The 13306-nt window shown below is 26.8% G+C and carries 13 protein-coding genes; 10 read left to right on the top strand and 3 right to left on the bottom strand.

Annotation, left to right across the window (positions count from 1 at the left end; translation table 11 throughout):
• Positions 1 to 55: 55 nt before the first annotated feature.
• Genes QZ401_RS00340 through QZ401_RS00315 form a run of 6 tightly spaced genes read left to right on the top strand, consistent with a single transcriptional unit; the run spans position 56 to position 5424 of the window.
• Positions 56 to 541, top strand: coding sequence for a F0F1 ATP synthase subunit B (locus QZ401_RS00340; protein WP_295163990.1), 486 nt, complete (start codon positions 56 to 58; stop codon positions 539 to 541).
• Between the two features lie 16 nt (positions 542 to 557).
• The gene (atpH, locus tag QZ401_RS00335) at positions 558 to 1091 is read left to right on the top strand and encodes an ATP synthase F1 subunit delta (protein ID WP_295163988.1); all 534 of its coding nucleotides are present in this window, start codon (positions 558 to 560) and stop codon (positions 1089 to 1091) included.
• 13 nt (positions 1092 to 1104) lie between these two features.
• A complete protein-coding gene (gene atpA / locus QZ401_RS00330; protein ID WP_295163985.1) occupies positions 1105 to 2637 on the top strand; it encodes a F0F1 ATP synthase subunit alpha in 1533 nt (510 codons plus the stop codon).
• 51 nt (positions 2638 to 2688) lie between these two features.
• Complete coding sequence (atpG, locus tag QZ401_RS00325) at positions 2689 to 3564, top strand: F0F1 ATP synthase subunit gamma (protein WP_295163982.1); 876 nt, start codon at positions 2689 to 2691, stop codon at positions 3562 to 3564.
• A 24-nt stretch (positions 3565 to 3588) separates the two neighbouring features.
• Complete coding sequence (gene atpD, locus QZ401_RS00320; protein WP_295164842.1) at positions 3589 to 4986, top strand: F0F1 ATP synthase subunit beta; 1398 nt, start codon at positions 3589 to 3591, stop codon at positions 4984 to 4986.
• A gap of 15 nt (positions 4987 to 5001) precedes the next feature.
• Entirely contained in the window at positions 5002 to 5424 is a 423-nt protein-coding gene (locus QZ401_RS00315; RefSeq protein ID WP_295164841.1) for a F0F1 ATP synthase subunit epsilon, read from the top strand.
• A gap of 107 nt (positions 5425 to 5531) precedes the next feature.
• Here the strand turns inward: QZ401_RS00315 and gyrB are convergent, their stop codons facing one another.
• The 3 genes from gyrB to dnaA all read right to left on the bottom strand — a co-directional run bounded on the left by gyrB (position 5532) and on the right by dnaA (position 10531).
• Positions 5532 to 7943 carry a DNA topoisomerase (ATP-hydrolyzing) subunit B gene (gene gyrB / locus QZ401_RS00310; RefSeq protein WP_295163981.1) on the bottom strand — a complete coding sequence of 804 codons (2412 nt, stop codon included), beginning with the start codon at positions 7941 to 7943 and terminating at the stop codon, positions 5532 to 5534.
• Positions 7944 to 8061: 118 nt separating this feature from the next.
• The gene (gene dnaN / locus QZ401_RS00305) at positions 8062 to 9162 is read right to left on the bottom strand and encodes a DNA polymerase III subunit beta (protein WP_295163980.1); all 1101 of its coding nucleotides are present in this window, start codon (positions 9160 to 9162) and stop codon (positions 8062 to 8064) included.
• A gap of 4 nt (positions 9163 to 9166) precedes the next feature.
• Positions 9167 to 10531, bottom strand: a complete 1365-nt coding sequence (gene dnaA, locus QZ401_RS00300) for a chromosomal replication initiator protein DnaA (RefSeq protein ID WP_295163979.1) — start codon at positions 10529 to 10531, stop codon at positions 9167 to 9169.
• A 435-nt stretch (positions 10532 to 10966) separates the two neighbouring features.
• On the opposite strand from dnaA, the gene rpmH reads away from it, so the two are divergent.
• The 4 genes from rpmH to yidC are packed head-to-tail and all read left to right on the top strand — an operon-like array spanning position 10967 to position 13302.
• Positions 10967 to 11110 carry a 50S ribosomal protein L34 gene (rpmH, locus tag QZ401_RS00295; protein WP_295163978.1) on the top strand — a complete coding sequence of 48 codons (144 nt, stop codon included), beginning with the start codon at positions 10967 to 10969 and terminating at the stop codon, positions 11108 to 11110.
• Between the two features lie 13 nt (positions 11111 to 11123).
• Positions 11124 to 11468 (top strand): ribonuclease P protein component, encoded by a 345-nt coding sequence (gene rnpA, locus QZ401_RS00290; protein ID WP_295163977.1) that lies wholly within the window; start codon positions 11124 to 11126, stop codon positions 11466 to 11468.
• Positions 11447 to 11704: a membrane protein insertion efficiency factor YidD gene (yidD, locus tag QZ401_RS00285; protein WP_295163976.1), complete on the top strand. Its 258-nt coding sequence runs from the start codon at positions 11447 to 11449 to the stop codon at positions 11702 to 11704. Before rnpA ends, yidD begins: the two co-directional genes overlap by 22 nt.
• A gap of 2 nt (positions 11705 to 11706) precedes the next feature.
• Positions 11707 to 13302, top strand: a complete 1596-nt coding sequence (yidC, locus tag QZ401_RS00280; protein ID WP_295163975.1) for a membrane protein insertase YidC — start codon at positions 11707 to 11709, stop codon at positions 13300 to 13302.
• Positions 13303 to 13306: the final 4 nt, after the last annotated feature.

Below are 13306 nucleotides of genomic sequence, written 5' to 3'. Positions count from 1 at the left end.
CGTTTTTAAATAGCGTAAAGATTAATGTTTATTTTAATACATAAGGTCCATTATCGTGAATCTTAATGCAACAATTCTTGGACAAGCAGTTTCGTTTATTTTATTTGTTTGGCTTTGTATGAAATATATATGGCCTCCTATTATTTTTGCCATTGAGAAAAGACAAAAAACAATTGAAAAATCTTTAATTTCTTTAAAAAAAGCTGAAGAAGAATTTTTAATTATTCAAAAAAAAATGAATCAGACAATTCAAGATTCTAAAGAAAAAGCATCATTCATTGTGAATGAAGCAAATAAACAAAAATCAATGATTTTAGAGAATGCGAAGAATATTGCTGTCGAGGAAAGTAAAAAGATTTTTTTAAAAAATCAATTAGAAATTGATATAAAAATTATGCAAGCACGTAAAAATTTACATAAAGAAATTGTAGATTTATCAATCTCTATGGCTGAAAAAATCATTAAAGCAAATATTCAAAAAGATCAAAATAAAGACTTAATAAAAAAATTAATTGTTTCTTTATCACAGATAAAAAATTAATATAGGTGAAATATTAATGTCAGTGTTTGATACTATTGCCAGACCATATGCTAAAGCGATTTTCGCATTAGCTATAGAAAATAAATCAATAGAAAAATGGAAAAAAATGTTAATTTTTATTGATGAAATTGTTTCTTCAAAAAAAATTGAAAAATTTTTGTCTGGATCTTTATCGCCTTGTTATTTATCATCATTTTTTATTTTTGTTGCTGGTGATAAAATTGATGAAAAAGCAAGAAATTTAATAAAATTATTAGCTAAAAATCAACGTTTTAAAATATTCAATAATATATTACAAAAGTTTTTAAAATTAGAAACATCTTATCGCGGTAATATGATTGTTGAATTGACCTCAGCATATTCCTTGAAAGAAAACGAAATTATTGATATACGTTATATATTACAGAAAATATTTTTATATAAAATCAAATTTATATATAAAATTGATCATCAAATACTTGATGGTATCATTATAAAAACAAATGACACAGTTTTTGATTTTTCTATTCGCAGTCGTCTTAAACAATTATCTGAAGTTTTAAATTTTTAAGAGAGCATTATATATGCAATTAAATTCTACAGAAATTAGTCAATTGATTAAAGAAAGAATTGCTCAATTTGAAGTGTTTGACCAATCTTATAATGAAGGTACTATTATTTCTGTTAATGATGGTATCATAAAAATTTATGGTCTTTCTAATGTTATGTTAGGAGAAATGATTTTATTACCTGAAAATGAATATGCAATTGCGTTAAATATAGAAAGAGATACAATTGGCGCTGTAGTTATGGGACCTTATATTCATATTACTGAAGGTACTAAGGTTCGATGTACAGGAAAAATTTTAGAAGTTCCAGCAGGTATTGCACTTTTAGGTAGGATAGTTAATGCATTGGGTTTTCCTATTGATGGAAAAGGTTCTATAAAACATGACATCTACTTACCAGTAGAAGCAGATGCACCTGGTGTTATTGAACGTCAATCAATTAATCAGCCAATACAAACTGGTTATAAAGCAATTGATGCCATGGTTCCTATTGGTCGTGGACAACGTGAATTAATTATTGGAGATAGACAAACAGGAAAAACAGCACTTGCAATCGATACTATTATTAATCAAAAAGCATTTAATATTCCATGTATTTATGTCGCTATAGGACAAAAGCTTTCGACTATTATTAATGTTGTAAAAAAATTAGATGAACACGATGCTTTATTAAATACTATTGTTGTTGTCGCTTCAGCTGCAGAAGCTGCTTCTTTACAATATTTAGCACCTTATTCAGGTTGTGCGATGGGGGAATATTTTCGTGATCGAGGAGAAGATGCTTTAATTGTTTATGATGATCTTTCAAAGCATGCAGTGGCGTATCGTCAAATTTCTTTACTATTACGTAGACCTCCTGGAAGAGAAGCATTTCCGGGAGATGTTTTTTATCTTCATTCACGCTTGTTAGAAAGAGCAGCTCGTGTTTCTAAAGAACATGTAAAGAATGTTACTAAAGGTAAAATACTCGATAAAACTGGATCTCTTACAGCCTTACCTATTATTGAAACACAATCTGGTGATGTTTCTGCATTTGTTCCTACGAATGTAATTTCTATTACTGATGGACAAATATTTTTAGAATCTAATTTGTTTAATTCAGGTATTCGACCTGCTGTTAACGCAGGTATATCTGTATCTAGAGTTGGTAGTGCAGCTCAAACTAAAATCATTAAAAAATTATCTTCTGGAATTCGTACCGCATTGGCTCAATATCATGAACTTGCTGCATTTTCTCAATTTGCGTCTGATTTAGATCAAACAACTCGAAAACAATTAATGCATGGTCAAAAAATTACTGAGTTATTAAAACAAAAACAATATAGTCCTATGTCCATAGCAGAACAAGGATTAATGTTTTTTATTGCTGAAAATAATTTTCTTGATGATATTCCTGTAGAAAATATTGTTCAATTTGAAAAAGAAATCTTGATGTATGCTTATAGTTATCATTTAGATTTAATGCAAGAAATAAACAAAGATGGAAATTTCAATGATATAATAAAGAAAAAATTTATAGAATTAATTAATAATTTTAAGAATGTTTAATTTTTAAAATTTTATTTTTAATAGCATAAAAAAATTCATTGAGAGAAGATAGTGGCAAGTAAAAAAGAAATAAAAGATCAAATAATAAGTGTTACAAACACTAAAAAAATTACTAAAGCTATGGAAATGGTTGCTGTTTCTAAAATGAGAAAAACAGAAGAGAGGATGCGTTTAGGTCGACCGTATTCTGAAATAATTAAAAAAGTAATTGATCATGTTTTACAAGGTAGTTTAGAGTATAAACATAGTTATTTGGAAAAAAGAAATAATAAAAGAGTTGGCATAATCATAGTTTCTACTGATCGTGGATTATGTGGAAGTTTAAATACTAATCTTTTTAAACAAGTACTATTTAAAATCCAAGATTTTGCTAAAATTAATATTCCTTGTGATTTAATATTATTTGGTTTAAAAAGTTTATCTGTTTTTAAATTATGCGGTAGTTCTGTTCTTTCAAGTGTAACTAATTTAGGTGAAAATCCTGATTTGTCAAAACTAATTGGATCAATTAAAATTATTTTAGAAAAATATCAAAATAATCAAATTGATACACTTTTTATTGCTTATAATAAATTTCATAACAAACTGTCACAATATCCAAAAATTAGTCAGCTTTTACCACTTTATAATGAAAATAATATTCTATATAACAAGAAAGTAAAATGGGATTATTTGTATGAACCAGAATCTAAATTAATTTTAGATACATTGTTTGATCGATATGTTGAATCTCAGATTTACCAAAGTATTTTAGAAAATATTGCAAGTGAACAAGCAGCTCGTATGGTTGCCATGAAAACTGCCACAGATAATAGTGGTAATCGTATCAAAGAATTACAGTTGATTTATAACAAAGTTCGTCAAGCTAACATTACTCAAGAATTGACTGAAATTGTTGCAGGAGCATCAGCAGTATCAGTGGATTAAAAATTAGTTAGAGGTTTTAAGATGATGGCTACTGGAAAAATTATCCAAATTATTGGTGCCGTAGTAGATGTAGAATTTAATCAAAATTCAGTGCCAAATATATATAACGCTCTAGAAGTAAAAAACAAACAAATACAACTTATTTTAGAAGTACAACAACAATTAGGTGCTGGTATCGTACGAACAATAGCTATGGGTTCAACTAATGGTTTGAGAAGAGGATTAGCTGTTATTGATCTTGGACACTATATTAAAGTTCCGGTAGGACAAGCTACTTTAGGTCGAATAATTAATGTATTAGGTAAAACAATAGATAACAAAGGACCATTAAAAAATTTAGATGATTCTAAGTTAGAATATTGGGAAATTCATCGTTCTCCTCCAAGTTATCAAGAGCAAGCAGCTTCTCAAGAAATACTAGAAACAGGTATAAAAGTTATTGATTTAGTTTGTCCTTTTTCAAAAGGTGGAAAAGTTGGTTTGTTTGGTGGAGCAGGTGTAGGTAAAACAGTTAATATGATGGAATTAATTAGAAATATTGCTATAGAACATTCTGGTTATTCAGTATTTACTGGAGTTGGTGAAAGAACTCGTGAAGGTAACGATTTCTATCATGAAATGAAAGATTCTAAAGTATTAGATAAAGTTGCTCTTGTTTATGGTCAAATGAATGAACCTCCTGGCAATCGATTACGCGTGGCTTTTACAGGGTTAACTATTGCTGAAAAATTTCGTGATGAAGGCAGAGATGTTTTGTTGTTTATTGATAATATATATCGTTATACTTTAGCTGGAACAGAAGTTTCTGCGCTTCTTGGTCGAATGCCTTCTGCTGTCGGTTATCAACCAACTTTAGCTGAAGAAATGGGTTTGCTTCAAGAGAGGATTACTTCGACTAAAGAAGGTTCGATTACATCTGTTCAAGCAGTATATGTTCCAGCAGATGATTTAACTGATCCTTCTCCAGCTACTACATTTGCACATTTGGATTCTACAGTAACATTAAGTCGTCAAATAGCGGCATTAGGTATTTATCCAGCTATTGATCCTTTAAATTCAACTAGTCGTCAATTAGATCCTTATATTGTAGGAGACGAACATTATGAAACAGCACGAGGGGTACAGTCAATCTTACAAAGATATCAAGAATTAAAAGATATCATCGCAATTTTAGGCATGGACGAATTATCTCAAGAAGATAAAATCTTAGTCTCTAGAGCTCGTAAGATACAGAGATTTTTATCTCAACCATTTTTTGTAGCAGAAGTATTTACTGGTTTTCCAGGAAAATATGTGTCCTTAAAAGACAATATTCGCGCTTTTAAAGGAATTGTTGGAGGTGAATTTGATGACTTACCAGAACAAGCTTTTTATATGGTAGGTACTATTGAAGAAGTAATAGAAAAAGCAAAACTATTATAATTAAATATTTCGGATATATCCATGGATTTTTATTTAGATATTGTTAGTGTTAAAAAACGTATATTTTCTGGATTAGTAGATAAAGTACAAGTATCGGGAAGTGAAGGGGACATGGGAATTTATCCAGGACATACTCAATTGTTGAGTATAATTAAACCAGGTATAATATACATATTTCACAAAAATAAAACAGAAGAATGTCTTTATATATCTGGAGGTATTTTAGAAATACAACCTTCTTTTGTTTCTATTTTAGCAGATGTTGCTATTCGCGGTGTTGATTTAGATCGAAAACGTGTTTTAAAAGCAAAGCAACAAGCTGAAGAGCATTTTAAAAAAGAAACGATAACTGTAAAAAAAGATGACGTTTTACTTGAAATTTCTAAAGCCATTGCAAAATTACGTGTTCTTGAGATTATGGATAAATTTAAAAAGTAAAGATTGTTCGCGGCTGGTTTTTTCCTGCCGCAATTATTAGTTAAACAGTTTTTAGAATTATAAAAAAAATATAAATATATTTCATATTTTTTTTTAATTATGTTTTTTTAAATATCTATGTTTTCTGCCTTTAAGGCGTTTTTTTGTATAAATTTCCTTCTAGGTTCAACTAAATCTCCCATAAGTGTATTAAATAAATTATCAGCAGAAATAGCATCTTTGATAGTTACTTGTAACATATTCCGTGTTTCAGGATTCATTGTAGTATTCCATAATTGATCCGGATTCATTTCTCCTAGTCCTTTATAACGTTGTATCATCAAACCGCGTTTTGATTCTTTTATCAACCATTCTAATGTATTTTTTATATCAGTTATTTTATAATTTTTGCCTCCTTTTTCTACAAAATTTTCATTTTTTTGAAATTTTTTAAATTTTTCACCTAAATTAGAAATTAATAGATATTCTTCACTTTCTAAAAAATCTTGTTTAAAATCATATTGCATGTGATTTGCATATCTTAATGATTGTATACTAGGTTCAAATATATTTTTGTTTTTATTTCTTTTTATTATTGATTGGTACACTGTATTATTTTTATCTTTTGTATTTAATTTTTTTACTAATTTTTCTATCCAATTTTGAACTATATTTTCATTTTTCAAACTATGTAAACGAGGATGATAGATTAATTCATTTAATATTAGTTCAGGAAAGTAATTTTTATTATTTTTTATTTTAATTTGAATTTGATTAAAATCAGATACTATTTTTTGAAATTCTTTGGTAATTAAATCAAAATCTTTATTTTTTTTATTTTTTACAACCACTTCTTTTAAAGCTATTTTAATTTGATATTTGTTCATTTCTTCGTCGTTTTTAATATATTTCTCTTTTTTTCCTTTTTTGACTTTATATAAAGGCGGTTGAGCGATGTAAACATATCCTTTTTCAATTAGTTCCGGTAATTGACGGTAAAAAAATGTTAATAATAGTGTGCGAATATGTGCTCCATCTACATCCGCATCAGTCATTATAATAATATGATTATATCTTAACTTATCTAAACTATATTCATTGTTGGAAATACTGCATCCTAATGCTGTTATAAGTGATGCAACTTCTTGAGATAAGATCATTTTATCAAATTTTGTTTTTTGTACATTTAATATTTTTCCTTTTAAGGGAAGAATTGCTTGATTTTTTCGGTTTCTACCTTGTTTGGCCGATCCACCGGCAGAATCGCCTTCAACTAAATAAATTTCTGATAATTTAGGATCATTTTCTTGACAATCAGATAGTTTTCCAGGTAATGTACCTAAATCTAACGTTCCTTTCTTTTTATTTATTTCTCTAGCTCGTCTCGCGGCTTCTCTTATTTTAGCTGAATTTATAATTTTTTGAATTATAGATTTTGCATCAATAGGATTTTCTAAAAGATATTCAATAAGATTTTCGTTAATCAATGATTCTATAACCGATTTTACTTCAGAAGAAACTAGTTTATCTTTTGTTTGAGAAGAAAATTTGGGATCAGGTATTTTTATAGATATAATTGCTGTCAATCCTTCTCTTGTATCTTCTCCTGTAATAATTGTTTTATTTTTTTTGTTATATCCTTCACGTTCTATATGTAAATTTAAAGTACGTGTTATTCCTGCTCGAAAACCAGCTAAATGTGTTCCACCATCTTTTTGAGGTATATTATTAGTGAAACAAAGTATATTCTCTTGATGAGAACTGTTCCATTGTATTGCAATTTCTAATTCTATTTGATTTTTAATACATCGAAAATGAAATATATGTGGATTAATTGGAATTTTATTTTTATTTAAAAATTTAATAAATGCTTTAATACCTCCTTTATAATGATATTTATCTTCTAAATTTATTCGATTATCTTTTAAGTAAATAGATATATTGGAATTAAGAAAAGATAATTCGCGTAAACGTTTAGATAAAGTTTCATATTTAAATTTTGTTTTATTAGTAAAAATTTTATAACTAGGCCAAAATCTTATATATGTACCTGTTGTATTAGTTGTACCTACAATACATAAAGGAGACTCTGGATTTCCATTTTTATATATTTGTTGATATTTTTTCTTATTTTTATAAATTATTAGCTCTAATTTTTCTGATAAAGCATTTACAACTGATATTCCTACACCATGTAATCCACCTGATATTTTATAAGAAGTATTGTCAAATTTTCCACCTGAGTGCAATACTGTCATAATAACTTCTGCAGCTGAAATTTTTTCTTCAGGATGTATGTCAGTTGGAATTCCTCTTCCATCATCTCTTATTGATACTGAATTATCAGAATGAATGACTACTTTAATTTCTTTACAAAATCCTGCTAGTGCTTCATCAATAGAATTATCTACAATTTCGAAAACCATGTGATGTAGTCCACTTCCATCGTCAGTATCTCCAATATACATTCCTGGTCTTTTACGAACAGCATCTAATCCTCTTAATATTTTAATTTTAGAGGAATTATACGTGTCTATCATGTTTTCCCTTATTATTTTTTTATTAATGATATGGTTTTTATAATTAATGATTTTATGTTTTAAATTTTTAAAAATTTATGTTCTAAAAACTTTTTTAACATCTTTAAATTAATTAGTTTTATCTTTTTAAAAGCATTATAATATATGCATTTAAAGAATTATTTTCTGACTCAATTTGTATAGAAGATTTAGATTTATTTAAAAATAATATAATATTTTCACTTTTTATATTATTGATTACATCTAATAAATAATAAACATTTATTGATATTTCTATTTTATCTCCAAGATAATTAATATCGAACATATCTTCGGCAATTTCTTCTTCTTGATTATCAGATAGTACTTTAAATTTATTATTTTCAATTTTTATTTCAATTCCGCAGAATTTTTCATGAGCTAAAATAGCTGCGCGCAATAGTGATTTTTTTAATAAAGTACAGTTAGCAATAATAGGATTCTTTTTTTCTTTAAATAAAACACTTTCATAATCAGGATATTCACCTTCAATTAATTGAGTAGTAAAAATTAAATCTTCTATATATATTCTTATACTATTAGTACCAATTAAAATATTTAATAATTGTACTTGAGTATTTAATAATCTTGATAATTCCATTATTGCTTTACTTGGAATAATAATTGAAAAAAAATTGATGTCTTTTTCCAATTTAGAATATGATATTGCCAATCTATATCCATCTGTTGCAACACTACGCAGAAAGTTATCTTTTTTTTCTAATAACATACCATTTAAGTAATACCTTACATCTTGTTTGCCCATTGAAAATTCAGTCTGTTCTATCATTTCTTTTAAGATATTTGAAGATATATAAAAATTAGAAATATGATTAAAATTTTGATGGTTTGGAAAATCATCAGCTGATAAAGTACTTAATATATAATTACTATTTTCACAAGAAATATGCATTTTTTTTTCTTTTAATTGCATTTTTATTTGTGAATTTTCTGATAAATTTCGACAAATATTTAGAATTTTTCTACCTGAAATAGTTATTTTCCCTGGGATATATTTTGTTGTAATTTTAATTTTTGAAACGAGTTCTATTTCTAAATTCGTTGTTGTTAAAGATAAAATCCCATTTTCAATTTGAATTAATATATTTTCTAAAATAGGAAATGAAACATTTTTGATTAGCAATCGAGTTATTTTTTTTAAATTTTTAATTAAAATATCATTCTGAATAGTAAATTTCATAATATCACACTGATAGAGTTCTGATTAAATTTGAAAAATCTTCTTTAATATCGCTACTTTCTTCACGTAATTGTTCAATTTTTCGACAAGCATGTAATACTGTGGTATGATCTCTTCCGCTGAAAGCATCTCCAATTTCAGGTAAACTATGATTAGTTAATTCTTTTGCCATAGCCATTGCCATTTGTCTCGGACGAGCTACTGAACGAGAACGTCGTCTAGATAATAAATCAGATACTTTTATTTTGTAATATTCTGCAACTGTTTTTTGAATATTATCAATAGTAACAAGTTTTTCTTGTAAAGCTAATATATCTTGAAGTGCTTCACGAACAAATTCTACAGTAATCGAACGATGAGTAAAATTAGCGTTAACAATTACTCTGTTTAAAGCTCCTTCTAATTCACGAACATTAGAATGTAAATGTTTAGCTATAAAAAATGCTACTTCGTCAGGTAATATAATATTGTTTTCATCTGCTTTTTTTATTAATATAGCAACTCTAGTTTCTAATTCTGGTGGATCAATGGCAACGGTAAGACCCCAACCAAACCTTGATTTTAAACGATCTTCAACACCATTAATTTCCTTAGGATAACGATCGGAAGTTAAAATAATTTGTTGATTTCCTTCTAAGAGAGCGTTAAATGTGTGAAAGAATTCTTCTTGAGAACGTTCTTTATGTGCAAAAAACTGAATATCATCAATTAATAATGCATCAACAGAACGATAGTATAATTTAAATTTTTCAATAGCATTATTTTGTAAAGCTTTCACCATATCTTGTACAAAACGTTCAGAATGCATATAGATAATTTTAACATTGTATTTATACGCTGATATTTTATTGCCTATAGCGTGTAATAAATGCGTTTTTCCTAATCCTGTACCTCCATACAAAAAAAGTGGATTATAGGAATTCCCAGGGTTATTAGCTACTTGCGATGCAGCTGCTCGTGCCAATTGATTTGATTTTCCTTCTATAAAATTTTCAAAACTATGTTTTTTGTTAATATTAGAACGACAAGATGACTTTTCAAAAATTGGTATTTTATTCCAAATTATTTTTTCATCTTTATTTTGTATTTTTTGTAAAATATTTTTTTTAAATTTTTTTTCTTTAGAAGTTTGGTATACTTTAAATTTAATTAAAGGTGAATCAGAACCACAAAAATCTCGTAATATTTTTTTAAAATGAATTAAATATTTGTCTTTTATCCAATCTAAAATGAATTGATTTGGAGTATATATTTCTAAAATATTATTGTTTAGTTTGGCTTTCAGAGAGCGTATCCACATACTAAATTCTGTAGATGGTAACTCGTTCTGCAACCGGTCAAGACACTGTTTCCAAAGACAAAGTGACACAGTAGACTCCAAGCGAACAAAATTAAATAAAATTCGAAAAAGTTACTATTTTTTCTTTTTCTATTTTGACACATATATTTCATATAAAAAAAAATATATTTTTTTACATTAAAAGTTATACAATTTAAGATTAGTGAGTATAACGAAAAGGATGTAATATATTTTTTAGATATTTTTTTATCTAAAGAAGTGATGTTGAGATGTAATTTTATTTTTATAGATAAAAACACATTTGTCATGTCAAAATAAAATATTAAAAAAGTATTTTTTTAAATAATTTTATTTTTGATTTTGTTTTTTACAAAGAATAATGAAATATTAATTCAATATCTAAACTAAATTTAGTTTTATCATTTAAAAAAAATTTTCTTCTCTTCTTTTTTTAGAGAATCTTATTAATTATATTTAATAAAGTATATTCAGGTAAATACTAAAATGAAACGAACTTTTCAACCATCGATATTAAAACGTAATCGTTCACATGGATTCAGAATTCGAATGGCCACTAAAAATGGTCGTTATATTTTATCACGTAGACGTGCAAAGTTGAGAACACGTTTAACTATTTCCAGTAAATAATAGGTTAAATATAGTGTTAAATTATTTTTTTAAAAAAAAATCAAGGTTGTTAAGATCTTCAAATTTTCAACATGTTTTTAGCAATCCTTGTATTAAAAGCACTTTTCAAATAAACATATTAGGACGTTCTAATTTATTAGGACATCCTAGATTAGGTCTTAGTATATCTCGTAAAAATATCAAATATGCACATAAGCGTAATAAAATTAAACGATTAATTCGAGAAACTTTTCGTTTATTACAACATAAATTAATTTCAATGGATTTTATTGTTATAGCAAAGAAAAATATTATTCATTTAAATAATAAAAAAATAACAAACATATTGGAGAATATATGGTCAAATTATCAACGATAGTTGTATTTTTTCTAACTTTTTTTGTTTTAATTTATCAAAATTTTATTAGTTTTTTTATGCAGCCACATTGTCGTTTTTATCCTACTTGTTCAACATATATGATTTTATCTTTACGTGAATTTGGAGTTATTAAAGGCATTATTTTAACAATTTTACGTTTATGTAAATGTCATCCATTTCATGCAGGCGGGGATGATTTATTGCCTTTGAAAATCAAAGATAAAAGTGAATATTAATGATGGAATTACAGCGTAATTTTTTTATTTTTGCCTTTTTGTTTGCTTCTTTTTTGTTATGGCAAGCATGGCAGAGTCAATCATTAACAAAAAATAAAACAAATGAAACGACTAATTCTCTTTTTAATTCAAATTATAAAAAAGAAGATAATAATCAAATAATTATTCAAAATGACGTAATACGTTTAGTTATAAATATGTATGGAGGTGATGTAGAAGAAGCAAGTTTACTTAATTATAAAGATAAATTAAATTCTCCTAATTGTTTAAAATTATTAGAAACAACATCTGATTTTATCTATCAGGCACAAAGCGGACTCATTGGAAGAGATGGTCCAGATAATTCAATAAATGGTATTAGACCACTGTATTCTGCAAAAAAAAATTTTTTTGAATTACGTAACAATAAACAAGAGTTACGTGTTCCGATAACTTTTATTGGAAAAAATGGGGTAACTTATATAAAAAGCTTTATTCTTAAATCAGGAAGGTATGACGTACAGGTAGAATATAATATTCATAATTCCAGTAAGAAAAACTTAGAACTAAGTATTTTTGGACAACTTAAACAAACTATTAAATTACCTAAAAACCGTGATATTTATAGCGGCAATTTTGCTCTTCAGACTTTTCGTGGTGCTGCTTATTCAAGTTCAGATACGAAATATGAAAAATATAAATTTGATAATATTGCTAATAATAAACATTTACATATTATGACTTACGACGGTTGGATTGCCATGCTACAACAGTATTTTGTTGTTTCTTGGATACCTGAAACTAGTATTAGTTCTAATATAATGTATACATCTTATCTAGACAACAGTATTGCTGTAATTGGATATAAATCTTCTCCAATTAACATTCCGTCTAATTCTAGATATATCATAAAATCTAAATTATGGATAGGACCTGAAAAACAGCAAGAGATGGCGTTAGTAGCACCAAATTTAGATTTAACAGTAGATTATGGTTGGCTTTGGTTTTTATCTCAGCCTTTGTTTAAACTGTTAAGTATTATACATAATTTTATAGGAAATTGGGGTTTTTCTATTGTTTTAATTACTTTTATGATGAAAGGTATTACCTATCCTTTAACAAAAGCTCAATATACTTCTATGGCAAAAATGCGTGAATTGCAGCCAAAAATTAATGAGTTAAAGAAAAATTTCGGACATGATAAACAAAGAATGAGTAGAGAAATGATGGCTTTATATAAAAAGGAAAAAATAAATCCATTAGGTGGTTGTTTGCCAATTTTTATTCAAATGCCTATTTTTTTATCTCTTTATTATATGTTAATTGGTTCTGTTGAGTTACGTCATGCTCCTTTTGTATTTTGGATAAAAGATTTATCTGATCAGGATCCATATTATGTTTTACCCATAGTTATGGGTTTAACCATGTTTTTTATCCAAAAAACATCATCTAATAGTATTTCAGATCCATTTCAACAAAAAGTAATGAGCTTTATGCCTGTTGTTTTTACAGTGTTTTTTTTATGGTTCCCATCAGGATTAGTTCTATATTATATAATAAGTAATTTAGTTACTATTATACAACAAAAATTTGTTTTATCTAATTTCAAAAAGAAATAAAAGA

Source organism: uncultured Buchnera sp. (assembly GCF_913776765.1).
Taxonomy (GTDB): domain Bacteria; phylum Pseudomonadota; class Gammaproteobacteria; order Enterobacterales; family Enterobacteriaceae; genus Buchnera; species Buchnera aphidicola_AO.
This window is presented reverse-complemented; position numbering and strand designations above follow the sequence as displayed.